The organism is Paenibacillus sp. FSL H7-0735 (genome assembly GCF_038008505.1).
Classification (GTDB): Bacteria; Bacillota; Bacilli; order Paenibacillales; family Paenibacillaceae; genus Paenibacillus_AQ; species Paenibacillus_AQ odorifer.
In genome coordinates this window covers 871,183-897,119 of the sequence record NZ_JBBOZH010000002.1, presented here as the reverse complement: position 1 = coordinate 897,119, position 25,937 = coordinate 871,183, and the positions used below count along the sequence as shown (strand labels likewise).

Genomic DNA, 25,937 nt, shown 5'->3' with positions numbered 1-25,937 from the left:
ATTGAGGGACTAAACTTGCAACTGAAGCCCGAACGTTATAACCTAGATATGATACAGAGCTAACAGACATTTTACATAAACCCAGCTAATTTGAAATGACGGGGGTTTTAGGCAATGAGTTATTTTACTGAGCTAACATGGAAAGATTCCATTAAAGATATAATTGATATCCTAATCGTCAGTTACATTATTTATAAAGTGCTTAATATGGTACGCGGGACGCGGGCGATTCAGCTTTTAAAAGGGATACTGGTTCTGGTCTTGATTTGGGCGGTAAGCACAATCTTGGACTTGTATACACTTAAATGGCTAATGAATCAAATGTTTACATTCGGGGTCTTAGCTGTCTTTATCATTTTCCAGCCGGAACTACGAAGGGGACTGGAGCAGCTTGGACGGGGCAGATTTTTCGGACGGGCTGGAGAAAGTGACGAAGAGATCAGTAAGTTAATCGGCGAAGTGATTAAAGCCGTGAATTATTTATCTCGCAGAAAAATAGGGGCGTTAATCGTTTTTGAGCGGGAGACGGGGCTAAACGAATATACAGAGTCAGGTATACCCATGCGTTCCCTGGTCAGCTCCGAACTGCTTATTAACATCTTCATTCCCAATACACCTTTGCATGACGGAGCCCTTATTATGCAGGGAAATCAGATTGCTGCGGCTGCTTGTTACTTGCCTTTGTCCGAGAATCCTTTTATCAGCAAAGAACTGGGAACCCGGCATCGGGCTGCTATAGGAATAAGTGAGGTTGCGGACTCGGTGTCTGTCATTGTCTCGGAGGAGACAGGGCAGATTTCCCTTGCCATCAATGGCCAAATCGTTAGAGACATTAAGGAAGAATCCATGATATCGAAGCTCCATCAAGAGCTTAGTGTAAGTTCATCGCTGAAGGAGAAGGGTTCAACTTTCTGGAAACGGAAGGGGGACAAGAATCATGGATAAGTGGATGAACAATAACAATTTCAATAAGATTCTTGCCCTTGTGTTTGGGATCATTTTGTTTACGATGGTTCATGTCGATACTGCGCCTTCTGGACAGACAACAGTGGATATTAAAACAAAAACTATTGAGAATGTGAAGATTGAAGTGACCGGCCTTGACGAGGACAAATATGTCCTTGAACCCTTGGCTGTCGATAGTGTCAGTCTGGAGGTAGCGGGTAAAAATTCCGATATCTCCTTTCAGTTCTCGGATGACTATAAAGTGATGCTTGATCTGAGTAAGATTGAACCTGGGGACACCACGTTGCCACTTTACTATAAATTACCCAAAGGTGTATCTCTGGTAAGAATGAATCCTAAAGAGGTTACTGTACATGTAGAACCGCGAAACACGAAGTCTTTTCCCATAACATTGGTTACAAAGGGAAAACCTGCAGCGGGCTATCAAATAGGCACGCCTGTCTTGCAGCCTACAGATACTGTAAAAGTGACACTTGCGGATAATGAACTAAGCAAGGTAGCCAAGATACAAGGGACTATTGAGCTTAACGGTGAGAACGAAACCTTTGTAGAAAAAAAGCTGAAGCTACACGCTTATGATAATAATGGAAATGAAATTAAAAATGCTGTAATTGAGCCTTCTACTGTATCTGTGGAATTGCCGATTACCTTACCTTTTAAGAGTGTGCCGCTGGAGATTGGCTTTACTGGGCAACTTCCAGATTCACTCGTATTATCCAAAGTGACCCCTGAGCAGGAAACGGTCGTAGTGTATGGACAAGCAGAGGCTTTAAAAGCTTTATCTGCTTATGAAGCTACAGTCGACCTTAGTGCAATAGATTCTGCGGGGACGAAACAAGTAAAGGTGGATCTGAAGGCTCCGGCTGGAACGGAGAAAGTTATGCCCGAAGCCGTAAACGTTTCATTAACCATCTCAGAAATTGCTGAGCGGACGATTGAGGCGGTACCTATCAAGCTCCAAGGCGTGGGGGATGAATTGGAAGGAAGTATCGTTAATCCTTCAAGCAAGGAAATTGCGCTTACCTTAAAGGGTGCACCTGCTTTACTTGATCAACTTGATAAGAAAAATATAGGGGTTGTGGCTGATGTTAGCGGACTTTCAGCTGGAACTCACGAGGTTTCTTTGCGGGTATCATTACCCAAGTTCATCGCACTAGCCAATGCAGGGGTGCCACTTACTGTGACCGTGCAACTGCTATCGCCTGCAGCACCAGTCCCTACGCCTCATCCAGATACGGGGGGTGTAACTACTCCTGAACCGAGTTCTGAACCTGTTATAGGCGATGTGGAACCTACGGTGAAGCCCACGCATAGCGGAGAGGCTGGTGGAGCAACACCAACGCCTGTCCCTACGGATAGCAATCCGGAGAATAACGGCACAGCTAACACAAGTACGAATTCCGAGAATCCTGTAGGTACAGGCGGGACGTAATCTTTTGAGCCCAGAGGTACACCAAAATAGTATGCAATTCATATGATAGTACATTAAGCTAACGTAGCGTATTCAAAGGAGAAAAATAATGGGGAAGTATTTTGGAACTGACGGTGTGCGGGGAGTAGCAAACCGTGAATTGACTGCAGAAATGGCTTATAGTATTGGCCGTTGTGGAGGATATGTACTAGCGGGTAACTTGGATAAACCGAAGGTTGTTATCGGAATGGATACACGTATTTCCGGTCCTTTATTGGAATCCGCGCTGATAGCGGGCTTATTGTCTATTGGAGCCGATGTAATCCGTATAGGCGTAGTGAGTACCCCTGCTGTTGCTTATATTACGAGATTGTTAAAAGCAGACGCAGGCGTCATGATTTCAGCTTCTCACAATCCTGTAGAGGATAATGGCATTAAGTTCTTTGGTGGGGATGGCTTCAAGCTTACAGATGAAACTGAACTGCGCATTGAAGAGCTTATGGATGCTGAGGTAGATGAATTGCCACGTCCTATCGGTTCGGGTTTAGGTATGGTTACCGTAGATAATGATGCTAAGTATCTTTATCTGGAGTATTTGAAAACTACCATTTCTCAGGACTTTAAAGGAATCAAGGTTGTACTGGACTGTGCGCATGGGGCAGCGTATGAGCTTGCTCCAAGACTGTTCAGAGAGCTTGGCGCTGAGGTTATTTCTATCGGGGCTGAGCCAGATGGATTGAATATTAATGATGGATTTGGTTCGACACATCCAGAGACTTTGCGTGAAGAAGTCTTGCGTCAAGGAGCCGATTTGGGACTTGCTTTTGACGGAGATGCAGACCGCTTGATCGCTATTGATAATAATGGTGATGAAGTCGATGGTGACTTTATCCTTTGTATTTGTGGCGATGCGATGAACCGTGCAGGTAAGCTGAAGGATAGCACGATTGTATCAACCGTTATGAGTAACATCGGATTTTATAAAGCTACCGAGAAATTATCCCTGAATACCGCTAAGACAGCTGTAGGGGATCGTTATGTTATGGAAGAAATGCGTCGTGGAGGCTTTAATCTAGGTGGAGAACAGTCTGGACATGTTATTTTCCTGGATTACAATACTACTGGTGATGGTATTCTTACAGCTATTCAGCTGGTAGACACACTTAAGGCTACAGGCAAACAGCTTAGCGAAGTTAAGAGTATGATGACTAAATACCCGCAGGTGCTGGTCAATGTTCGTGTACAGGATAAGACTAATTACCCTAATAACGTAGCTATAGAAGCGGCTATCGCTGAAGTAGAAGGCAAGCTAGGCGACAATGGCCGTGTGCTTGTACGTCCGTCAGGTACGGAATCTCTAATCCGCGTTATGGCAGAGGGACCGGATAAGGCAGATCTGGATCTTTATGTGAATCAAATTGTGGAAGTAGTTCAACGCGAATTGGTATAATCCATTACCTTAACTATAAGGCTGGTGTAGTGAGCGGGAGCGATCCGGACTCGTTGCACCAGTGTTATTTTATTTTAGGATTGGATCGTTTGAACTGGTTTTGTAAAATTTAGGTTGGTGTGCCATTGCCAAAGTACTACAAGGTGCATATAATAGATTAAGTGTCATTCTAGAAGGAAAGCGGGGATTGTGAGGTTAGCAATAGCAAGCGCCAGAGCTTGGTCTAGCGCGGGGGAGAAGGGAAAGCTGCTTACTTGTTATGTAGGCTATGGCTTGAACGGATCACGGCAGACGTAAGCTGACGAGGTGGAGGTGTTCGAAATGTTCGGCGGGGACCTCCCGGTGATGCACCAGAGCCGTAAATGGATACGGAAAATGAAAGGGCGACCTTTCACACAACGTTTTCATGGGTGCAACAAATTATATTATTCATGTGTGCGCGCATCAGAAGGAAACACGTTATTTCTGCCACGGCAGAGGAGAAGGCTGTGCATTTCATGAACATTAGAATGTAAGTGACAGTTTATTTTGTTGATCCTAAAATACAACAGAATATTTGCTTTTTCTCAAAAACATGCCGCACGGCACGTTTCTTTCCTTATGCCGCCACATTACGATAACTCGGACGGGGGAAATTATAATGTGTGGTATTGTAGGATATATTGGTAATCAGAATTCGCAGGGGATCTTGGTTGAGGGTTTGAAGAAATTGGAATATCGTGGATATGATTCCGCTGGTATTGCTGTATTCACCCAAGAAGGACTGCAAGTAGTGAAAGCTCAAGGCCGTTTGGCGAATCTGCAGTCGAAGCTCGAAGACAGCCCGCTGGCAGGTAGCGCAGGTATCGGACACACACGCTGGGCGACTCACGGTAAACCATCCGATGAGAATTCACATCCACATACGGATAACAGCATGAAGTTCTCGGTAGTTCACAACGGTATTGTCGAAAACTATCTGGATCTGAAAGAAGAGCTGATCGCTGGCGGATGCCACTTTGTCTCTGAAACAGATACAGAAGTTATTTCACATCTGATTGCTCGCGAATATGACGGGGATATCGTGAAGGCTGTACAAAAAGCGATTACGTTCATGCGCGGTGCGTTTGCATTAGGCGTCCTGACTGAATATGAACCAGATAAACTGGTGGCTGTGCGTCAAGCTAGCCCGCTCATTATCGGTCTTGGCGAAGGAGAAAACTTTATCGGGTCAGATATTCCTGCACTGCTTGAATATACCCGTAACGTATATATTTTGAACGACGGCGAAATGGCTGTGCTGACAAGAGATGCTGTCGAATTGATGACGATTGAAGGCAATTTTATTTCTCGGGAAATGATTACTGTCGATTGGGATGCAGTTACCGCAGAAAAAGGCGGCTACGAGCATTTCATGTTGAAAGAAATACACGAGCAACCTAAGGCTTACCGCGACACCATGCGTGGTCGTATCAATGCCGAAGGCAACAAGGTTGTATTGCCTGAACTGAGCATGACTGAAGAACAAATCAAGAACATTCGTAACATTCAAGTCGTTGCTTGCGGAACAGCATATAACGCAGGTGTGGTAGGACGTACTATGATCGAATCTTTGGTTCGTATTCCGGTTGAGAATGATATTGCTTCGGAATATCGTTATCGTTCACCAATCGTGACTCCAGAAACGTTGGTTATCGTAGTCAGCCAATCCGGTGAGACTGCAGATACTTTGGCAGCTCTGCGTGAAGCTCAAGCTAACGGTGCACATGTATTGGCGATCACTAACGTAGTGGGCAGCTCTATTGCTCGCGAAGCAAACGATGTGCTGGTAACCTTGGCGGGTCCGGAAATTGCAGTAGCTTCGACCAAAGCTTACACTTCACAATTGATCGCATTTGGATTGTTTGCCCTTTACTTGGCTGAAGTTCGTGGAACACAAACCGAAGCACAAGTTACTAAGATTCTTGCAGCTATGCAATCTCTGCCAGAGCAAGTGGAAGAGATCCTAGCTCAAAAAGAAGCGATCAAAGGTTATGCTGAACAAATTTCTGAGCACAAAAACTTGTTCTTCATCGGCCGCGGCGTAGACTACGCTGTTGCTCAAGAAGGATCTTTGAAGCTGAAAGAAATCTCTTATATTCACTCCGAAGCTTATGCTGCAGGTGAATTGAAACACGGTACATTGGCTCTGATCGAAGAAGGTGTTCCAGTTATTGCCCTGGCAACTCAGGAAGCTGTACTTGAGAAGACCGTCAGCAACATCAAAGAAGTGAAAGCTCGTGGCGCAGACGTGCTGGCAATCACTCACCAAGAGCATTTGACTGACCTGCTTAGATCAGTTGATCAAGTGTTCGTGATTCCAAAGACACTTCCAATGCTGACAGCAGCTTTGTCCGTAGTGCCTCTGCAATTATTGTCTTATTATGCTTCTCTTGCGCTGGGTCATGATGTGGATAAACCACGTAACTTGGCGAAGAGTGTTACTGTGGAGTAGGTTTGGTGATATAAAAGTATAGTTGTTGTCAAAAAAAAATAAAGTATTAGACTGAGATGCTTCATTAAGCTAACTGGCAGGATAGTTTAAATATCCAATATACGGTATTATTTAAATTATATCGTTAGTAGTGTTTTTTATATGCATCGGATACATTCATTTCCAAAGGATGGTTCAAAACAGTCAAACAAAATCATGAGAAGGTATAAGCCGCTGTAATGCGGCTTATACCTTATTTTGATGGAATTCACGATCAAGCTTAATTTTGGCCCTCGGGTACATCATAAGATAATCGATTTACGGGTCGGATTAACAACTTTATCAAGGTGATTTTCCATTACAAGAGGGAGGGATATTGTATCGGTCATAGGCCGGTGGAATAGTCGAAGAGGTACGACCAGAAGTTTCAAAAGTGAAACAGGGGTTATCCCTTTCAATATTGTATCTGACTTCATACGAGCTAATATTTAACTGCTGGCTACTCAGAAAATTGTAAGGTAATATCGCCGTTATTTGTATAAGCAGATAATTTTTTTGAACCATTTTCTTTATTGGCAGGCAAATTGCTATCTCCTTTCTTTACCTTGCTTAAGATCGCGAAATCATCATATGACCCTAGAATTGAACCGCTAATATTTCCGTTTTTTGTTTCAAGGGTTATAGCCGTCCCTGCATTCAATTTGTCCAGTTGGATATTTCCGTTATTTATGTTTACTTCCACTGTCCCCAAAAACGCGATTGTTGGTAATACAATACTTTCATTTGATGTTTTTAAAGTCAAATTTTTTAAAGTTGCATCAGGTATCCATACCTGAATAGTTCTGGTTACTTGCGAGCCTTTTCCTCCGATATAGTCATTCCATTCCTTATTACTGTCACTTACCATTGATAGTTCTTTATCATCAGATAGATCAATCTTGTAAAAATCTTTCTCACTTTCATAGTAAACAATATGAATTTGTTCATCTTTAGATTGGAGGATAGTTATTTTTTTGTCCTTTACATCAATTGTTAAGGTATCAATCTTTTGGGCAGGGATGATGTAATTTTTTTCCTCCATGGAAGTGGAGTGGGAGGAGCATCCTGCCAATGATATCAATAGTGTCACCAATATGCCTATAGTAGTTAGTAATTTTTTTGCAGTACTTTTCATTATAAAATGCTCCTTTGTTAAATCATTTTTCTTTTTAATATAGCCAGTCCTACGAATACCAATCCTAAGCTGCTCTGCAAAAAAAATTGCGATATGCAACTAAGCATTAGAGCTAAACATAATGATCTTGAAAAAGTCTACCCAAATATGTTGCAAGAGTTGGATCGGATCATTTTTGTATTTCGTTGCGTTTATCAGTCGCATATGTTTTAATCATCATAAACTTTTGTGTTACAAAAAGGTCAAGAGGGTAGATATGAACAACTATTTTACAATTAAGCAAGCAGCAGAAATCGTAGAGATGACCAGTGAGACCTTGCGGCACTATGATCGTATTGGGTTAGTCAAGCCATGCCATAAAGATGAATTGTCGGGATATCGATACTATTCCGAGCAGGAGCTCGTAAAGCTGCAAACCATTGAACTGCTCAAAGCAATGGATCTTACTTTAATGGATATTAAAGATATATTGCAGCAGAATGATCTCTCTAAAGTAATTGATTTTCTAAAACAGGCAGAAAAAAGAGCAGACGATAAAATTGCTCGTCTGCAGTATGCAAAATCGAAAATTAAACGTGCCTATCTACATTATGAAAATAAGTTCCACAACGATTATAGTCAAAGTGAAAATTACTTTGTCAGACACATAGAGGAAAGGGTAATTATGTTTTCGAATAAAATGGAAAGCCCCACACTTAAGAATTTATGGGACTATCACAGACATTTCTATCAACAAATTGAGACTTCTCTGCATTCACAATTTCTGTTTGAAGATATGGCGGGAATGTTTACGACTGAAGGAATAACACGGTTATTTGCTGTTTGCTTGAAATATCCGTCTTTAGAGGGGTTAACTGTGCTACCAGAAGGGGACTATCTGTGTGCAAACTGTGCCGAAGAGAATAAGAATGCTGTATTACAAAATTTACTTGAAAGGGCAAAGACGGAATACGATGTGTGTCCAGATTTTGTTCTTCATAACATTATTGTGACTGGAATATTGCAGTGGGATTATCAGATACAACTGTTCATTAAGAAACGCACATGTTAGATTAAAAGTCGCTAATTTAGCGGCTTTTTTTTGATTAAGCAATCACGTTTCTTGCCCCAGGCTGAGGACAAGAACGTTATACTTCGCCGATTAGCTAAATATTTAACTATTGTTCAATGTTATCTATTTAGCTAACTGGCAGATTAACGCTATATGCCTCTTAGGATTTGTATGCTTAAGTGAAAAAAGTATTATCATGAATTCTCTAATGTGAATAAATACAAATTCCACTTCAGTTAATCCATTTTCTATACATATTTTTAATAGTATATTGAGGTAAATAAAGTGATTATTCACTTTGATAAATCCGAAATTTCTTTGTTGGTATTATTTTATGGCTTCGTAAGGATTGCAAAACCATCGAAATATGGGAGTTTAAAACAGATGTTGTGCCGTAGTTAGTTTTATGAAAGGAAGGTATAGGGGTGAGTATTTATTACGCTCCAAGCTAAGAGGATATCACTAAGGATGCACTCCAAGAGTTATTTCTTTCGGTAGAATGGGAGTCTGGCAAGTATCCAAACGAGCTTTTACAAGCAATCGGAGGGTCTCATTCAATTGTTACCGCTTGGGAAGGAGGAAAGCTTGTCGGTTTAATAAATGCTTTGTCAGATGGTGTTTTAACGGTATATTTTCATTATATGCTTATTAATCCGAGTTATCAGAGTATAGGTATTGGTATAGGTAAGGAAATGATGAATATAATGCTTGATAGATATAAAGGGTGTAAAACAAAAGTATTAATTTCTTATCCTCATGCAGTGAATTTCTATAATAAAATTGGCTTTAATACAGAGGATGGAGCTACACCAATGTTTATCTCAGAGTTGATATGATTAAACTAATGGGTCACGATAGTTTAATCGCAACAAGAAGGCAGCCGATCAGAGGATCAGCTGCCGTTTTTATTGAATTAAAAGGGCAGGATAACTAAGTAATTTCGCGAATACTCAACAGATGGAATTATCACAAAGTTCCCAAATAAGACGTTATAAGAAATCGGCGAGAAACTATAAGGAGCAGAAAACATGAAATGCCCTCACTGTAACAACGAATTAAGTGAACTTCCTTTATGTTACGGAAGTGAAGCACCATATTATTTTTACACTGTACCAGAAGAGAAAAGAACAGAATTAATTAGAGATTTTTGTGTAATTGATGAACAGCATTTCTTTATTAGAGGACATATTGAAATACCAATAATTGATAGCAAAGAGAAATTTATATGGAGTGTGTGGGTTTCTCTTAGTGAAGAAAACTTTCTGAAGTCTAATGAATTATTGCACGTAGAAGGAAGGGAGACGGAAGAACCTTATTTTGGTTGGTTATCGACTGAACTTTCAATATATCCAATAACTACATTATCGTTAAAGACAATGGTGCATACACAAGAGGTTGGTGCTGTTCCGTTAATAGAATTAGAACAAACGAATCATCAACTTGCAGTTGAACAAAGAGAAGGAATTACAATGGAGAGAGTTAAAGAAATTGCTCATTTAATAAATCATAGTCAGTAAGAGAAGAATTTGAAAGTATAGTCGAAGAAGCTGCCGACATCTTATTAAATCATATCTACGCCGCTCTGCTTGGTCTGCTAAGGATTTTCGGTGAACCGTAATTAGCAGACAACCCTGCAAGGCTAAACTCGGTGCGTAATGTCGTTTAAGCTAACAGGAGACTTTTGTTCAATGAAACAGAGACAGTCTAATATTTTATTTTCTGCTGACAATGACACGTTAGTCCCGATGATGTGAATAATCATCGGGACTTTTTTATTAAAAAGGCAAACTTTCGGAGGGTATATTCTTGAGGCAGGCTAAGCTAACTGAACTTTTCTTTCATAAGTTTTCGCCCGTAAAACACTCAACGTCACCCCGTACTCCTATTAGGGAGTTAGCGGGTGGCGTTTTTTCATGCCCAATTCTACAGATGTAGTATCAACAAGGCGTGCCCTAAATCATTACACCTATAAAGATCACGGGTTAAATTGCAATCAATTTCAGCTGATGGAAAGTTAGCTTTACATACACACTTCAATGTGTTATTCTTACGGAAAGTTAACTTTCCATAATTGCTTCAGGAGGTAAGATATTGAAAAACAGGCTTGAAGAGATTAGAAAAGAAAAAGGTATTAAACAAGAAGAACTAGCGGATAAATTGGAAGTATCCAGGCAAACGATTGGTTCACTTGAAAATGGCCGGTATAACCCATCCATCATTCTTGCATTTAAGATTGCGCGATTTTTTGAAATGAGTATTGAAGATATTTTCATTTACGAGGAGGAGCTGGGTAATGAAAACGGCAAGTAAATGGGTGCTCTTAACAATTGCAGGTGCTATTATGGTTTATATGGGTGGATTTATTTTAACTGACGAGAAGCTAAAAGGAATTTCCGGTTTGCTCATTGGTGTGGGTTCAGTCCTTGCAGTGCTTGGAGTAGGAAATATGGGGTATTCGTTATGGCTTAATAAGCCTCAGAACAAAGTAAAGAATGATGAGAAAGTTAGAATGAGTAAAATTGAGGCTAATGACGAACGGAAAATAAGAATAAGAGAAAAAGCCGGTTGGAAAACTAATATTGTTAACTTTTACATCCTAATGGCTCTAACTGTTGTGTTTAGTTTAATGGGAGTAGATCAAACTGTAGTCACTGTGTTATGTGGTGTTTTTATTTTTCAAATCTCCTTAGGAATCTTCCTGTTTAATTATTATGCTAAGAGAATGTAGTTGATATGACGTAACATCAAATAGACTATTCGAAAATATTTTTTTAGGAGAGAATGACATGGAAGTATTTGCAGAATATTTAGCGCAGATTGATAACCCGCAACATCGGGAAAGAATGGAAGAAGTTTTGGCTTGGGTAGCTGGAAAATTTACTGATTTAAAGCCAAAAGTTGCGTGGAATCAGCCTATGTTTACCGATCACGAGACTTTTATTATTGGCTTCAGTGTATCCAAACATCATTTGGCGGTTGCCCCTGAAATTGCAGGAATTAATCGTTTTTCTGATGAAATTGTGCAGGCAGGTTATGATCATACCAAGCAGTTATTACGCATCCGATGGGAAAGTCCAGTTGATTTCTCATTACTTGAAAAAATGATCGAGTTTAATATTTTGGATAAGGCAGACTGTTCAACTTTTTGGCGGAAATAAAACGTATTATTTAGCGTTCAATTCATTTTAAGCAAATTTATATGTGGAAGCACCGGAGGACAAGTCACTTTAATACGTGATTTGTCTTTTTTATTTAAATTCTCAGCGTGAAATATTCAATATTTTGGAAGGTGGATGGAATGTTGAAAGCGAATTTATACACGTTAGTTCAACCTGATGAATGCTGAAAAATGGAAGTGAGACAAATGGCTACTGTAGGCGAGAGCCAATTCAGATTGGAGGATGAAAATGCTACTAAACGATGATCAACTATTAGAGCTATTAAGAGGTCAGGGTGTTCCTGAGATTCTTGAGATTAAAAGAACAAAACAAGAAATACGCAATCGAGCAGCACTCAATAAAATAGAAGTGTATACGAAAGACAATAAGGTTTTGTCGTTATTAGAGAAAATCACAAAGTCAGATCATATTCCATATGAAAATATGATTTATAATCATTACTATACCAAGGATGTATCTATTCCGAGAGTCTTTTTTAATAAATATGATACAGTCGGACAAGAGGGGATATTGTTGATGGAAGATCTGACCCCGACACATACCAATTTAGCTGACTGGGAAGTACCTATTGATTCTGATAAATTAGCAAACATTATTGATGTGATCGTACAGTTTCATTCTGCTTCTTGGGGGACAAGCGAGTTAGCTCATCCCGAGCATTTGAAAAGTACAGAGCATTATTTAAAGCATATTTCGTATTTGGAGAGAGATTATCTAGCTTTTAGAAAGCACCAGACTTATAACCTTGGGGAAGAACAGTTTAGTATTTACGAGAAGAGTTTACTTAGCTTGCGTGAAAATGCCCAGAAACATATTAGTCGTATATCCAGATATCAAAATACCACATGCATTCATGGTGATCTAAATGTTGGCAATTTATTATATCCGATGTTTAGCAGTTCAAGGCCGTGCATCATTGATCTTGAAGCTGTGAAGGTGGGGCTTTGTACGGAGGATCTCGTTATGTTATTTATCCACGATTTGTTTCATGGCAGTGAGGAGACTACACGTATTTTTGATCTGTATTTTCATTCAATTAACAATAAAATCAGGAGCGCATACACGTACACACAATTTGTGGAGGACGTTAGATTATCGATTATGGAAGGACTCTTTTTTCCAATAAAGTTATTTGTTCATGAAGGAATTAAGGATGAGGAGCTTATATGGAAGTCGATAAATGCTTATAAGAATCTCGTCGAAATATAGCCTGAACTTAAAAGATAGTTGGAATTCTGTTGTTAGAATAGAGGTGAATATAATAAAACATACAAAGATATCTTTAGTTATTCTATTCGTTCTGTGTATAACTTTAGTCACCGGGTGCAATAGCCATTGGGTTCAGAAGTACGGAAAAGGTGATTATTGGGAAACAATTATTGAGCATAATGAATCAACAGGTGAGATAAATTACGAAATCAATTATATAGGGACTGAACCTACCATAAAGATTTTTATATTTGAGTATTCAAGTGAGTATTTTAATACTAAGGGAGGTTTCGGTAAGAGTAAGACAGAGGGTGGTTTGAAAATGAAAATGACTGAATTTTCAAATGAATTGGATTTAAATAAACAGACAATAAAGTTAATGCTAACATGGAACAATAAAGCAGAAGAGATAATACTCGAATAGATTTTCGAAGAAGAATACATATCAGCTAACATAGAATTCACGCTATGAGCTCATTTATGTCTGTGGAAGACCCAAGACTATGCTGAAAGGAAGTGGCCCTCGTTGTTTTTTCTTCAGATGTCTGGATACCCCGGATCAGGAAAGTCTTCATTAGCCAGAGTAATAGCGCAGCATACTTCTGCTGTTATTCTTGATCACGACATTGTAAAGTCTTCTCTTATGGAATCACTTGGAGCAAACACTGGGTTCAAGGAAGTTGGAAGAATTTCGTATGACATTGAATGGGCCTTGATAGATTTTCACTTATCTCAAGGTCATAATGTTATACTCGATAGCCCTTGTTTATACTCTGAGATGATAGAGAGAGGATTGAATCTGACCCAGAAATATAATGCGGAATATAAATATGTAGAATGTTTATTAAATGACTATGACGAGCTCAATAATAGACTGCGAAATAGAAAAAGAATGATTAGCCAGATTGAAAGAGTGCCTTCTGAAGAGACATTACTTAAAACTATTGAAAATGCTAAAAAGCCCTCTAATGTCAGAATACATATTGTTAATACAAAGGAACCGATTGAATCCTATATTAAAAGTGTCATTGAATACTTAAATGCTTAGCGTAAATTTTGAGGAGGGGAACAGATGGATTTTGAAAAAGCAGCCCATTTCATTTGGACACATGGCAGATTATTAGAAAGAAGGGTTTTTGAATATATTTTCCACGGTGGATCAATAAGCAATGTTGTGACTTCTCTAATAGCCTACCAGAACGAAGATGGTGGGTTTGGAAATGCAATAGAGCCAGATTTACGGGCACCCGGTAGTCAGCCACTTTTCATGGAATTTGCACTACGTTTCTTATATGACTGTAACATAAAAGACGAAGAACTCTCTCAAAAAGCATGTGATTATATTTCAAAGCATGCTGACTTAAAAAAAGGGATTCCAACAATATTTCCTTCATCATCGAACTATCCAAGAGCAGAACATTGGAATAACCCTCTTTCTCCAGAGCCATCATTTAGCAGACTTACTGGTCTTGTCGGGCTTCTTAAATGGCAAGGGATAGAACATTCCTGGCTTGATAAAGCGACAGAAATTTGTTTGGAAGATATTCACTCACAAGCCTATGATGATGCGCATACAATTTTAACTGCATTTTATTTATTGGAAAGCTTACCTCAATCGGATTTTATCAAAGGATTATTTCAAAAATTATCTAAGGAGCTTATTACTGCCAACTTTTTTTGCTTGGATGCCGCATCCCACAGTTATGGACTCTCTCCTCTAGAATTTTCGCCATCACCAACTTCTTACTGTAGCAGCATATTTTCTGATGAAACCATTCTTGATCATTTAAAAGTATTAGAATACCAACAGGAGGATGATGGAGGATGGCAGATAAAATGGGAGCCTCCCGGTGAAACAGCGAGGTTGGAATGGAGAGCCTATAAGACGCGAAAGAGTTTGATGATACTAAATTCATACAATAAGATTAATCTATAAATTGAGCGCGGAGATAATAAACAATGCAAGGAGAGAACCTATGAAAAAATTAAGGAGAATCATAATTCCGTTATTCTTAATCTTTTTATTGGGATGTAGTGATGAGGAAATTAGCGATAATTCAAAAAAAGAATATAGCAAAGCTGAACAATTTATTACCGATATGGGCTATCTGATCATTAGTAATGAAGGAATTGTTTCTGAATATTTATTAGATAAAAAACTGCTGACGGAAATGCCATACATACAATATTGGAGTGTTCAAAGTGTTGATCCAATCGATTATATAGGTAAGGAAATAACTACAAGTAAGTTAATCGTTAAAAACCACCCCTTAGATAACGAGAAGGATAATACAAAAAAACAAACCCTGATTTTTCTGCTAGAAGCAGACGATGAAGTGATAGGAGGCTATAGTTTTCCTGATTTCGATGAATTACATATGGGCTGGGTTTACACCATTGATGGAAAAACACTCGAAGAATTGACCGGAGAAGCATTTCCGAATTGGTCAAAAGAATGGAATTTAAGATATAAATAATGGCTGGGGAGTATTTATAAAGGAGCAGATATGAAAAAACTAATCCTAGTGCTTGTAGCTGTGGTTATTATTTCGAATGCGATATGGAGTTATTTATATTTCAATAAAGAGTTCGAAACAAATTTAAACACTGATGTTCAAGTATATACGCTTAAGGGTACAGGGGATACATGGGATGTTTTAGATTACAAAATAATAATTTCATCTAGCAAAATTTTACGGGGACATGGGAAGTTAGTGTTCAAGGGAGACCCAAGCGCTTTAGTGAATAGTAGCTATTATAAGTATGAAGTCAATGAAAAAAACACTAATAATAAGGATGAAACAGTTCTTGTAAATGAAGCTAGGTCAACGGATGGACCCGTTTCAATATTAAGTAACACTGATATCGGGTCTATAACAGGTCCGTATTCGTATGACGAATTAAATAAAAATAGACAAAATTATGAAAACACCACTTTATCTATTACATGGAATGATAATGAAGGGGAGATTCATTCCGAAACAATAAGTTTAGATATTGAGAGTGAAATTTCTCTTAAGGATGATCTTTAAGGGTGATAAGTCCAAGAGACTAAGATTGAATCTCTACGGACTGAAGGAAGATCGTCTACGCCCCAAAAGCCTGCCGGTATTTCACAGGAGACATGCCTTCAAACCTTCTGAACACTTTAATAAAATAGCTGGATTGGGCAAAACCGGACTGAGTCGCAACCTGAGCAATGGAGAGTCCTGTGGAAACCAGTAAAAGCTTGGCTTTAGCCAGCCGACAATCGGTTAAATAACGGTTTGGAGTTTTGCCCATAACCACCCGGAACAGCCTTAGAAAATGATAGCTGCTGTACCCGGTCAATCTTGCCATCGATTCCAGAGACCAAGGGCTGGCACATTCGACATGAATGATATCTGCAGCACTCCGGATGGACTGTCTAACCTCGTGCGGTACTGAGCCGTGAAGCGGCTCGGAGTTCTGCAGCAATTTAACTAGAAGCTCATACAGCAGAGCAGATAGTCTTGGCTCGCTACGGGTCACGTAGGAAGCGCTCAGTAGGTACATTTCCTCGAATAGCTCGTCCAGCTTAGCATCCAAATCAAAAGTGAACAGGTATGCACGGGACTGGTCCACTTCCTCTAATAAGGGGAGGACGATTTCAATATTAAAATGAACCCATCGGACATCCCAAGGCTCGCCTGGGTCAGAGCCGTATTGCTGATAAGCCCCTTTTGGGTACAGAAAACCTCGTCCTCTACTCATCGGAATACGTTCGCCCTCATGGAATACATAACCCTCCCCACCAAAGATCAAATGCAGGTTATAACTCCCCAGAAACCCTTCGCTTCTTCTCTCTGTATGTTGTGGAAAGTGAGTGTAATGTCCCAAAAATTCAGGATAACAGACATATTTTGAAAAAGCCGGTGTCGGCAAATACCATTGTTTCTTCATGTTTGGCAGCACCCATTTCTGTAGCGCAACAGAGCGCAAGTTGGATTAAGGCAATAAACGCAAGATTGTTATATGATAGCAATATTTTGTTATATAAGACCTCTTATCATTGATACTACAATAGAATTATAAAATATTGAAAGCATATTTTTAATACTTTGGAGGTAATGATGAAGAAACCTGTCGCAACTGAAAAATTCGAGCTTGGCGTTTGTTATTATCCGGAGCACTGGCCAGAAAACATGTGGGAGGACGATTATCGCCGGATGCGTGAACTCGGCTTTACGATCATTCGGATGGGGGAGTTTGCTTGGTCTATTTTTGAACCCACAGAAGGGGAGTTTCAGTTCGGGCTCTTTGATCGGGCGATTGATCTAGCACATAAATATGGTCTTCAGGTTGTACTTGGTACTCCGACGGCAACGCCTCCAGCTTGGTTGACTGATAAATATCCAGAAGTATTAAATGTAACCTACGAAGGTGTTACACTTCAGCATGGCATGCGCCGCCATTATAATTACAGCAGTCCTAAATACCGGGAACTGTGTGCACGTATTGCAGAACAAATGGCTGAACATTACGGCAATCATCCGGGTGTAGTTGGCTGGCAAATTGATAATGAGCTCAACTGTGAGATCAGTGAATTTTATTCGGAGAGTGACCATAAGGCCTTCCGGGAATGGCTACAGCAGAAATATGTTACGCTTGAGCATTTGAACGAGGCATGGGGAGCTGTTTTTTGGAATCAAAGCTATAGTGACTGGTCTCAGGTCTATCTTCCACGTCCGACTCCAGTACCGAAGCAACCCAATCCTCATCAGGCATTGGATGAAAAACGGTTTATTTCGGACAATACAATTTCTTTTGCCAAAAACCAAGCGGATATTATTCGTAAACTTGCCCCTAAGCAATGGGTAACCACGAACGGTCTGTTCGGTCATCTCGATAGCCATGAAATGACGGATGAACTGCTGGATTTCTTCAGCTATGATTCCTATCCTCAGTTCTCTACTATTTTTTATGACCCGAATGAGCGGAATCCGCTGAATGATAGAGGCTGGGGACTGTCATTATCTGTTGTTCGTTCGATATCCCCGAATTTCTGCATTATGGAGCAGCAGTCAGGCCCGGGTGGCTGGGTGAACCGGATGGATATGCCTTCTCCAAAGCCCGGGCAGATGCGGTTATGGACTTATCAGTCGATCGCTCATGGGGCAGATATGGTGTTATATTTCCGCTGGCGGACAGCTACGATGGGCAATGAAATTTATTGGCATGGAATCAATGACTATCATAATCAGCCTAACCGGAGAGTGCGGGAAGCGGGGCAGATCGGTCAGGAGCTGGCAGCAGCAGGTCAAGCGTTTATCGGTACTCATAATCAGGCTAACGTTGCTATTGTTCGTGATTATGACAATGAGTGGGATGGAGAATACGATGTTTGGCATGGCCCGTTTATGTGGAAGAGCAATAAGGAGTGGTACAAGGCTCTTCAGCGGAAGCATATCCCGAATGACGTGCTCTATCTGCGCAAAAAAACAACGCTGGAGGAGCTTGCAAGGTACGACGTGCTTATCTATCCTCACCCAGCGATTATGACAGATGAGACAGCGTCTCTGCTGGATGAATATGTTCAACAAGGCGGCAAACTGATCTTCGGCTGTAGAACTGGCTATAAGGATGAGCGCGGTCAATGTTATATGCGTCCTTTCCCAGGTACTGCTAAGGATCTATGCGGGATCACAGTTGAAGAATTCACAATGGTTAAGGGCAGTCGTCAGCCAACAACAATTAGCTGGTCGGGCGCGACCGAAGTCGTTACAGGAGCAGATGACTTTAATGATATTCTCAAAATAGAGGAAGCTTCGGTTGAAGTGATGGCGGTTTACGCCTCTGATTATTATGCGGGAAAACCGGCGGTAACTAGAAATCGTCGCGGCAAGGGTGAGGTTTGGTATTACGGAGCCGTATTTAACGAACAGGCAGCGGCTGAGATCATAAAATTAATTGATCTACAATCGCCAGCAAATTGGCTGGAGCTCCCAGAAGAGGTAGAGCTGCAAGTCCGTACCGGAGCTTCTTCCAGTTATGCTTTTTTGCTTAATTATAGTGAGACTCCTGTCACGATCCATCTTCATGAGACCAAAACAGATTTACTGAGCGGCACAACATTGTCGGGCGAGGTGCTTCTGGAAGGATTTGGGGTATTGGTGTTATACTAACGTACACATTGATCTCACATTTGAGTAGATTTGGATAATTCTCTCTTTTCGGTTATACTTTGAAGTAGCAATTATAGTCACGGGAGCTTGGTGGGACCAGGCTGAGAGGATAGTTATAACTATCGACCGTCAAACCTGATCTGGATAATGCCAGCGGAGGAAATGGAGCTCTATTTCTATTTGTCTACTCTAAGGCCGCATCTTATACAGATGTGGCCTTTTCTATGTGTGGGGAGTAGACCGTCTCCGCTTGATCAAATCACCTTATAGGAGGAATTGAGATGACAAGCGAATTGAACAACGATCCAATCAATCTATCAGCTTTTCCAGCAAGTCAAAAAGTCTATGTAAAGGGTTCACGGTCTGATATTCAGGTCCCTATGCGGGAGATCTCACTTAGTCCAACTGCGGGCATAGACGGCGAAGAGGAGAATGCCCCAATTCATGTCTATGACACAAGTGGGGCTTACACGGATGCTAATATTCATACTGATATTCGTCAGGGGTTAGAGCCCAATCGTCTAAGCTGGATTGAGGAACGAGGGGATGTGGAAGCGTACGAAGGAAGAACCGTGAAGCCTGAAGATAACGGGAATGCAACGGGAAAAGCTGTGGCGGAAGTGTTTCCAGCGCTCCATAGAAAACCTTTGCGAGCGAAAAAGGGGCGTAATGTCTCTCAAATGCATTATGCACGCAAAGGGATTATTACTTCGGAAATGGAATACGTTGCGATTCGTGAGAATGTGACACCGGAATTTGTAAGAGATGAAGTAGCCCGCGGCCGCGCCATCATTCCAGCGAATATCAATCATCCAGAGAGTGAACCAATGATTATTGGGCGTAATTTTTTGGTAAAGATCAATGCCAATATTGGAAACTCCGCAGTATCCTCATCCATAGAGGAAGAGGTGGAGAAAATGAGATGGGCTACCCGCTGGGGTGCAGACAATATAATGGATCTCTCCACAGGTAAAAACATCCATACGACACGCGAGTGGATCATCCGTAATTCTCCTGTTCCTATTGGAACGGTGCCTATTTATCAAGCTTTGGAAAAAGTGAATGGGAAAGCGGAAGATTTAACGTGGGAAGTATACCGTGATACGCTCATTGAGCAAGCGGAGCAAGGGGTGGACTATTTTACCATTCATGCGGGAGTTCTGCTTCGTTATATCCCGTTGACGGCACAACGTATGACAGGTATTGTTTCAAGAGGTGGCTCCATTATGGCGGCATGGTGTCTTGCGCATCATCAAGAGAACTTTTTATATACACATTTTGAAGAGATATGTGAAATCATGAAGCTGTACGATGTTTCTTTTTCCCTAGGCGATGGATTACGTCCGGGTTCGATTGCTGATGCGAATGATGAAGCACAATTTGCCGAGTTAGAGACGTTAGGTGAATTAACAGCTATGGCTTGGAGTCATGATGTACAGGTGATGGTAGAGGGTCCAGGACATGTGCCGATGCACTTGATTAAAGAGAATATGGATAAGCAACTTGAAACTTGCAACGAAGCCCCTTTTTATACGTTAGGTCCACTGACTACAGATATTGCGCCGGGGTATGATCATATTACCTCTGCTATAGGTGCAGCGATGATTGGTTGGTTCGGTACAGCAATGTTATGTTACGTAACTCCGAAGGAGCATCTTGGCCTGCCTAATAAGGAAGATGTACGTGTAGGGGTCATTACTTATAAAATAGCGGCACATGCCGCAGATTTGGCGAAAGGGCATAAAGGAGCACAAGACCGGGATAACGCTCTTTCGAAAGCCCGTTTTGAATTTCGTTGGCGTGATCAATTTCATTTATCGTTAGATCCTGAGCGAGCGCTCGAATATCATGATGAGACATTGCCTGCGGAAGGCGCTAAAACAGCTCATTTCTGTTCCATGTGCGGGCCGAAATTTTGCAGTATGAAGATCTCTCATAATATCCGTAATTCGACGAGAATTGAATCAGGAATGCAAGAGAAGGCAGAAGAGTTTCTCCAAGGCGGGAGCCTCATTTATAGATAACTTTTTCTGCTAAAAAGAAATATCTAAAAGAAGTCGTCATTGGCGGCTTCTTCTTTTATACTTTGAATAGATAGGAGTTGATGAAATGGAAGCGATTCGTTCAGAGGAAGCCATTTTAGAGGATTTAAGTAATAGTTTCTATCATTTTTTTGGATTGAAAGTCCTTCATGCTACCCCAATAAAACGTGGCTGGTTAAATCTTAAATGGAAAATCACAACGGATTCAGGGCAATTTCTACTTAAACAATACAACAAAAAAAGATATAAATTGTATAACCCAGAAGAGCTGAACTTTGCCTTTTCTCAACAGAAAAGATTGTATCTACAGGGGCTCCCATGTCCCGGATTGTTGGCTTATAACAATAATGTTTTACTGGAATCAGATCAGGGAGAAACGTTTATGGCAATGGAATATTGTGAAGGCCGTGTCATAGAGCCGGGTAAGATTAATATCCATCAAATGTTTGATTTGGGTCGTGCCACAGGTAAAATGCATCGTTTATTAAATGATGGGACCATTAGTTTGAAAAGAACCCCACAATTTATTCCACAAAGCCCTGAGGAACGTTTAGAACATTGGAATGTACTCCTACAACAATCAAAGGAAATGGGTAAAACCTCACTTATCACTGACCTAGAGATACAACTAAGAGCGACTGAAGAAATAGATCCGGAAATATTCGAAGGACTTGAAGCTGGATGGGCACATCGTGATTTATGGGTTGATAATCTTTTATTTCAAGATAGCCAATTGTCTGCAATTCTAGATTTTGATCGGTTCAAATATGATTATCCGCAGCTAGATGTAGCGCGAGCAGTGATGTCATGTGCTCTAGATGAAGATTTAGATGGAGCACTAGCCTCAGCATTTATTGACGGATATCGTGAGGAACGAACGGTGGAGCAGGGGGATTTAACAAAATCATTGCAGTTGTTGTGGTATATGGAAAGCCCGTGGTGGATTAATGCCGCGATGGACAAACATAGTGTACCTCCAAAACGTTTTGCAAAAGAAATGAATTGGCTGGCTAAGAACCTGAACAATTTACCTGCTATCTTAGGGAACTTATAGTGAAAACGATTGAATTATAGCCTAAAAGATGCATTGACCAGCCAAAGTTTGGCGCCTATAATCTTAACAAGGAAAATCCACCACATATAGAGCTATTTGTAAACGCATTCAATGAGCTTTTTCCTTATTTATCATGGAAGGAGGAGATCAAAACTATCAAGTATTTCTTTTTTTCTCATTTTTGCAAACGTTTGCACCACACGATAAGCATAAAAATCGTAGCTGCACTAAAAATTATGAGGAGGTTATTTACTTGGTATCCAAACAATCCAGGCGTTATATTTCGTGGTTAATTATTTTTTCGCTCATTTTTAGTTTATTTGGTTTATCGGGTGGAGCATCGGCCAGCAATACGGATCATACAGTCACCTATACCAATCCTACAGCGACAGCTGTGACCTTACATTGGACTACGAATAACTGGGCTAATACTACGGACACGGTGATGACCAAAAATGGAACCACGTTCACCGCCAACCTCAATGTTCAGGAAGGTGCCACCCTTATTTATTGTTATCACATCACGGCTCCAACGGATAGTTGGGACAATAACGGCGGGAAGAACTGGACGGTGGTTATTCCGGTTGCCGGGAAATACGAAGCAGAGAGTGCATCCCTGTCTGGTGGTGCAAAAGTAAATACGAATCACATCGGATATTCGGGCACTGGTTTTGTTGATGGATATACAACTACAGGAGCAGCCACCACTTTTAACGTCCAGTCTTCCGCAGCAGGGTCCTATAATGCCACACTTCACTATGCTAATGCATCTGGCAGTGCAAAAAAGGTGTCCATTTATGTCAATGGAATAAAGGTTACACAGACAACATTAGCAAACCTGGCCAACTGGGATACATGGGCAGACCAAATAGAAATACTCTCCTTACAGGCAGGAAATAACACGCTTGCTTATAAATATGACTCGGATGATAGCGGGAATATTAATATCGACTATGTGACCCTTTCGGCCGGAGCTACCCCAACACCAACGATAACTCCTACCCCAACAGTGACGCCAACACCTACGGTAACTCCTACACCAACGGTGACACCAACACCTACGGTAGCTCCTACACCAACGGTGACGCCAACACCTACCGTAACTCCTACACCAACGCCAACACCAACACCTACCGTAACTCCTACACCAACTTCAGCGGGGCTAACCGTTCACTTTAAGAAACCAGCAAGCTGGAATGCAGCGATCCGCATCCATTACTGGAATCTGAATCCGGCAACCGTTCCGACTAGTGGAGCATGGCCGGGAATACTGATGAAATCGGACGGAAACGATTGGTATAGCTATACTGTTCCAAATGCTACAGGTGCAAGCCTGATCTTTAATGACGGCAATGGCAAACAGACGGCTGACTTATCTCGCAGCATAAAAGAGGGCTGGTATAACTCAGATAATGTATGGTATGACGCCAATCCAGACGTTCCTAAGGTTCCGGTGATAACCGTCTCTCCTGTGCCCAAAACCTATGATTCTGCCCAAACGGTGACACTATCCAGTACAAATAGCGGCGATAAAATTTATTATACGACCAATGGCTCGACACCTACGACAACCTCAACGTTGTATACGACTCCAATCCAAGTACCTTCATCTTTGACTATCAAAGCATTCGGCGTTAACTCTATAGGGCAAGCGGGTAATGTAGGCTCTTTTGCTTATGTGATTGATCTGAATGCCGATTTGCAAGCTCCGATTATCACTGCGAATCTGCCTGTTGGGAATTCGAGCTCAGCGGTTTCCGTATCTTTTAATATAAAAGACAACAAGGCGGCAACAACTACAGCATATTACACAGATAATGGTACGGAACCAACAACGAGTTCAAAAGTCTATATCTCAGGCAATGCACTGACATCTCTTGCAGGACCGTCTATCTTAATTAACAAGACGACAACCTTAAAATTTCTTGTGATCGATGGTGCCGGAAATGAAACCAAACAGAGTTTTGTTTATAACATTGGTAATAAGGGCGATTTTCGTGAAGATACGATTTATTTTGTAATCACTTCCCGGTTCTATGACGGTGATTCCAGTAACAACGAGCATGCATGGGAGGATGCCAAGGCAGGAAATCCGGACTCTGATCCAGCTTGGAGAGGGGATTTCAAAGGACTGATTCAAAAGCTCGATTACATTAAAGCCCTAGGCTTCAGTGCCATCTGGATTACACCTGTGGTGCAGAATGCCAGCGGTTATGATTATCATGGGTACCATGCAATTAATTTTGCAAAAATAGATCCAAGATATGAATCCGCAGGGGCTTCTTATCAGGATTTGATCAATGCGGCGCACGCTAGAGGGATAAAGGTTATTCAAGATATTGTCGTCAATCATACCGGTAATTTTGGAGAAGAAAATCTGTTCCCGATGTTCAAAAAAGATCCGGCGGCGGCGGACACCGTGAGTAACATGCTCAAAATTACGGATAAGCTGCCAGCTAACTATGATTCCATGACCCCTGATCAGCAATATCAGGCAAGACTTGCCTTAATGAAGACTGCGGAGACTAACAATAACATTTACCATACGGAAAAAAGTCTTTCTTGGGAGTCTTATACCGTCCAGACAGGACAGATTGCGGGAGACTGTGTGGACTTAAACACAGAAAATCCTCTAGTGAATCAGTATCTAATCGACAGCTATAATCAATATATTGATATGGGTGTGGATGCTTTCCGGGTCGATACTGTAAAGCATGTAAGCCGGTATATTTTTAACAAATATTTTGTGCCGGCATGGAAAACAAGAGGGGGCTCAGACTTCTTTGTCTTTGGGGAAGTGGCTACTCGGTACAGAGATGTGTGGAACAGTGGAATCCCGGCGATATCAACACCATTTTATACTTGGAAAAGCTCAAAATCCTATCCGGGTGACGGTCAAAATGATTACGCTTCCAACAAGCTATCGGTGGAACAAGAGTGGGCAGATAACTCTACTACAGCAGGACAGCCTACCTCGAACAATGCTTTTTTAACAGGAAATACTTATCATACGCCTGACTATTCGATGAAATCGGGTATGGATGTTATTGATTTTCCAATGCACTGGGCCTTCAAGACTGCTCAGGAAGCATTCAGTATGAGAAGCGGTGATCAATTCTATAATGATGCTACCTGGAATGTAACTTATATTGACTCTCATGACTATGCACCTGACCAGGCACCAGAAAATCAAAGATTTGCCGGCACACAGGACACTTGGGCTGAGAATCTCGCTCTGATGTTCACCTTCCGAGGAATACCTGCGATCTATTATGGTTCTGAAATTGAGTTTAAAAAAGGATCAGTCATAGATGTAGGTCCAAATGCACCGTTAAGTACAACAGGCCGTGCTTACTTTGGCGATCATATTGAGGGTAGTGTTACTGTTCAAGATTACGGTAAATATACCAATGCTACTGGCACACTTGCAGACTCGTTAAATTATCCTCTGGCGAAACATATCAGACAACTTAATTTAATCAGAAGAGCTGTTCCTGCTTTGCAAAAAGGCCAATATTCTACAGAAAATGTATCAGGTGATTTGGCATTTAAAAGAAGATACACTGATAGTAGCAAAGGAATCGATAGCTTTGCTTTGGTTACGATCTCAGGAAATGCAACATTCACCGGAATTCCTAACGGAACTTATGTGGATGCGGTCACTGGTGATACGAAAACCGTTACCAACGGTGTGATCACAATCAACTGCTCCGGTAAAGGAAATGCGCGTGTATATGTATTGAACGGTAGTGGTGGAATCGGAGAGTCAGGAACCTATCTGAAGTAGACCCTTGTATCCATTTCAT

Annotated in this window: 22 protein-coding genes and 1 riboswitch; of the genes, 20 read left to right on the top strand and 2 right to left on the bottom strand. The window is 41.0% G+C overall.

Translation table 11 applies throughout. The features are described from left to right. Nucleotides 1-114 precede the first annotated feature (114 nt). The 4 genes from cdaA to glmS all read left to right on the top strand — a co-directional run bounded on the left by cdaA (nt 115) and on the right by glmS (nt 6,300). A complete protein-coding gene (gene cdaA / locus NSS82_RS31535; protein ID WP_036681290.1) occupies nt 115-945 on the top strand; it encodes a diadenylate cyclase CdaA in 831 nt (276 codons plus the stop codon). Then, nucleotides 938-2,398: a CdaR family protein gene (locus NSS82_RS31530; RefSeq protein ID WP_076273172.1), complete on the top strand. Its 1,461-nt coding sequence runs from the start codon at nt 938-940 to the stop codon at nt 2,396-2,398. The genes cdaA and NSS82_RS31530 overlap by 8 nt, the downstream gene beginning before the upstream one ends. 88 nt (nt 2,399-2,486) lie before the next feature. Beyond that, entirely contained in the window at nt 2,487-3,827 is a 1,341-nt protein-coding gene (gene glmM / locus NSS82_RS31525; protein ID WP_076273173.1) for a phosphoglucosamine mutase, read from the top strand. Between the two features lie 640 nt (nt 3,828-4,467). Then, complete coding sequence (gene glmS / locus NSS82_RS31520) at nt 4,468-6,300, top strand: glutamine--fructose-6-phosphate transaminase (isomerizing) (protein ID WP_076208469.1); 1,833 nt, start codon at nt 4,468-4,470, stop codon at nt 6,298-6,300. A 478-nt stretch (nt 6,301-6,778) separates the two neighbouring features. On the opposite strand, the gene NSS82_RS31515 is transcribed toward glmS, so the two are convergent. Next, entirely contained in the window at nt 6,779-7,453 is a 675-nt protein-coding gene (locus NSS82_RS31515) for a DUF4097 family beta strand repeat-containing protein (protein WP_038573411.1), read from the bottom strand. 256 nt (nt 7,454-7,709) lie between these two features. Between NSS82_RS31515 and NSS82_RS31510 the strand changes: the two genes are divergently transcribed. The 12 genes from NSS82_RS31510 (at nt 7,710) to NSS82_RS31455 (ending at nt 15,924) form a co-directional block, all read left to right on the top strand. After that, complete coding sequence (locus tag NSS82_RS31510; protein ID WP_076099891.1) at nt 7,710-8,504, top strand: MerR family transcriptional regulator; 795 nt, start codon at nt 7,710-7,712, stop codon at nt 8,502-8,504. 458 nt (nt 8,505-8,962) lie between these two features. Continuing rightward, a complete protein-coding gene (locus NSS82_RS31505) occupies nt 8,963-9,340 on the top strand; it encodes a GNAT family N-acetyltransferase (protein ID WP_076099892.1) in 378 nt (125 codons plus the stop codon). Nucleotides 9,341-9,532: 192 nt separating this feature from the next. Further along, nucleotides 9,533-10,021, top strand: a complete 489-nt coding sequence (locus NSS82_RS31500) for a DUF2199 domain-containing protein (protein WP_038573408.1) — start codon at nt 9,533-9,535, stop codon at nt 10,019-10,021. Between the two features lie 574 nt (nt 10,022-10,595). Further along, a complete protein-coding gene (locus tag NSS82_RS31495) occupies nt 10,596-10,814 on the top strand; it encodes a helix-turn-helix transcriptional regulator (protein ID WP_036681352.1) in 219 nt (72 codons plus the stop codon). Next, on the top strand, nt 10,798-11,232 hold the full coding sequence (locus NSS82_RS31490; RefSeq protein WP_076273174.1) for a hypothetical protein: 435 nt from the start codon (nt 10,798-10,800) through the stop codon (nt 11,230-11,232). Before NSS82_RS31495 ends, NSS82_RS31490 begins: the two co-directional genes overlap by 17 nt. 58 nt (nt 11,233-11,290) lie before the next feature. Next, complete coding sequence (locus NSS82_RS31485; protein ID WP_036681355.1) at nt 11,291-11,662, top strand: iron chaperone; 372 nt, start codon at nt 11,291-11,293, stop codon at nt 11,660-11,662. A gap of 243 nt (nt 11,663-11,905) precedes the next feature. Continuing rightward, nucleotides 11,906-12,892 (top strand): phosphotransferase, encoded by a 987-nt coding sequence (locus NSS82_RS31480; protein WP_081386664.1) that lies wholly within the window; start codon nt 11,906-11,908, stop codon nt 12,890-12,892. Beyond that, nucleotides 12,864-13,316, top strand: a complete 453-nt coding sequence (locus NSS82_RS31475) for a hypothetical protein (RefSeq protein ID WP_038573403.1) — start codon at nt 12,864-12,866, stop codon at nt 13,314-13,316. The genes NSS82_RS31480 and NSS82_RS31475 overlap by 29 nt, the downstream gene beginning before the upstream one ends. A gap of 60 nt (nt 13,317-13,376) precedes the next feature. Beyond that, nucleotides 13,377-13,940: an AAA family ATPase gene (locus NSS82_RS31470; protein WP_340961277.1), complete on the top strand. Its 564-nt coding sequence runs from the start codon at nt 13,377-13,379 to the stop codon at nt 13,938-13,940. A 24-nt stretch (nt 13,941-13,964) separates the two neighbouring features. Further along, a complete protein-coding gene (locus tag NSS82_RS31465; RefSeq protein ID WP_341109926.1) occupies nt 13,965-14,828 on the top strand; it encodes a hypothetical protein in 864 nt (287 codons plus the stop codon). Between the two features lie 40 nt (nt 14,829-14,868). Further along, nucleotides 14,869-15,369, top strand: a complete 501-nt coding sequence (locus NSS82_RS31460) for a hypothetical protein (protein ID WP_076141928.1) — start codon at nt 14,869-14,871, stop codon at nt 15,367-15,369. 30 nt (nt 15,370-15,399) lie between these two features. After that, entirely contained in the window at nt 15,400-15,924 is a 525-nt protein-coding gene (locus tag NSS82_RS31455) for a hypothetical protein (RefSeq protein WP_076273177.1), read from the top strand. 55 nt (nt 15,925-15,979) lie between these two features. Here NSS82_RS31455 and NSS82_RS31450 read toward each other — a convergent pair whose 3' ends face one another. Continuing rightward, the gene (locus NSS82_RS31450; RefSeq protein ID WP_052097339.1) at nt 15,980-16,813 is read right to left on the bottom strand and encodes a helix-turn-helix transcriptional regulator; all 834 of its coding nucleotides are present in this window, start codon (nt 16,811-16,813) and stop codon (nt 15,980-15,982) included. 170 nt (nt 16,814-16,983) lie between these two features. Here NSS82_RS31450 and NSS82_RS31445 point away from each other — a divergent pair, with 170 nt between their 5' ends. The 4 genes from NSS82_RS31445 (at nt 16,984) to NSS82_RS31430 (ending at nt 25,918) form a co-directional block, all read left to right on the top strand. Next, nucleotides 16,984-19,035, top strand: a complete 2,052-nt coding sequence (locus NSS82_RS31445) for a beta-galactosidase (RefSeq protein ID WP_038573399.1) — start codon at nt 16,984-16,986, stop codon at nt 19,033-19,035. A 69-nt stretch (nt 19,036-19,104) separates the two neighbouring features. Then, a riboswitch (TPP riboswitch) is annotated at nt 19,105-19,214 on the top strand. A 102-nt stretch (nt 19,215-19,316) separates the two neighbouring features. Further along, complete coding sequence (thiC, locus tag NSS82_RS31440; protein ID WP_038573398.1) at nt 19,317-21,059, top strand: phosphomethylpyrimidine synthase ThiC; 1,743 nt, start codon at nt 19,317-19,319, stop codon at nt 21,057-21,059. A gap of 85 nt (nt 21,060-21,144) precedes the next feature. Continuing rightward, the gene (locus NSS82_RS31435) at nt 21,145-22,131 is read left to right on the top strand and encodes a phosphotransferase (protein WP_076099896.1); all 987 of its coding nucleotides are present in this window, start codon (nt 21,145-21,147) and stop codon (nt 22,129-22,131) included. 253 nt (nt 22,132-22,384) lie between these two features. Next, nucleotides 22,385-25,918 (top strand): alpha-amylase family glycosyl hydrolase, encoded by a 3,534-nt coding sequence (locus NSS82_RS31430; protein ID WP_094902388.1) that lies wholly within the window; start codon nt 22,385-22,387, stop codon nt 25,916-25,918. Nucleotides 25,919-25,937 lie beyond the last annotated feature (19 nt).

Bases quoted from the DNA above. Each gene is read 5' to 3' on its own strand.
- cdaA (WP_036681290.1), top strand. From the start codon at position 115: ATGAGTTATTTTACTGAGCTAACATGGAAAGATTCCATTAAAGATATA.
- NSS82_RS31530 (WP_076273172.1), top strand. From the start codon at position 938: ATGGATAAGTGGATGAACAATAACAATTTCAATAAGATTCTTGCCCTT.
- glmM (WP_076273173.1), top strand. From the start codon at position 2,487: ATGGGGAAGTATTTTGGAACTGACGGTGTGCGGGGAGTAGCAAACCGT.
- glmS (WP_076208469.1), top strand. From the start codon at position 4,468: ATGTGTGGTATTGTAGGATATATTGGTAATCAGAATTCGCAGGGGATC.
- NSS82_RS31515 (WP_038573411.1), bottom strand. From the start codon at position 7,453: ATGAAAAGTACTGCAAAAAAATTACTAACTACTATAGGCATATTGGTG.
- NSS82_RS31510 (WP_076099891.1), top strand. From the start codon at position 7,710: ATGAACAACTATTTTACAATTAAGCAAGCAGCAGAAATCGTAGAGATG.
- NSS82_RS31500 (WP_038573408.1), top strand. From the start codon at position 9,533: ATGAAATGCCCTCACTGTAACAACGAATTAAGTGAACTTCCTTTATGT.
- NSS82_RS31490 (WP_076273174.1), top strand. From the start codon at position 10,798: ATGAAAACGGCAAGTAAATGGGTGCTCTTAACAATTGCAGGTGCTATT.
- NSS82_RS31485 (WP_036681355.1), top strand. From the start codon at position 11,291: ATGGAAGTATTTGCAGAATATTTAGCGCAGATTGATAACCCGCAACAT.
- NSS82_RS31480 (WP_081386664.1), top strand. From the start codon at position 11,906: ATGAAAATGCTACTAAACGATGATCAACTATTAGAGCTATTAAGAGGT.
- NSS82_RS31475 (WP_038573403.1), top strand. From the start codon at position 12,864: ATGCTTATAAGAATCTCGTCGAAATATAGCCTGAACTTAAAAGATAGT.
- NSS82_RS31465 (WP_341109926.1), top strand. From the start codon at position 13,965: ATGGATTTTGAAAAAGCAGCCCATTTCATTTGGACACATGGCAGATTA.
- NSS82_RS31460 (WP_076141928.1), top strand. From the start codon at position 14,869: ATGAAAAAATTAAGGAGAATCATAATTCCGTTATTCTTAATCTTTTTA.
- NSS82_RS31455 (WP_076273177.1), top strand. From the start codon at position 15,400: ATGAAAAAACTAATCCTAGTGCTTGTAGCTGTGGTTATTATTTCGAAT.
- NSS82_RS31450 (WP_052097339.1), bottom strand. From the start codon at position 16,813: ATGAAGAAACAATGGTATTTGCCGACACCGGCTTTTTCAAAATATGTC.
- NSS82_RS31445 (WP_038573399.1), top strand. From the start codon at position 16,984: ATGAAGAAACCTGTCGCAACTGAAAAATTCGAGCTTGGCGTTTGTTAT.
- thiC (WP_038573398.1), top strand. From the start codon at position 19,317: ATGACAAGCGAATTGAACAACGATCCAATCAATCTATCAGCTTTTCCA.
- NSS82_RS31435 (WP_076099896.1), top strand. From the start codon at position 21,145: ATGGAAGCGATTCGTTCAGAGGAAGCCATTTTAGAGGATTTAAGTAAT.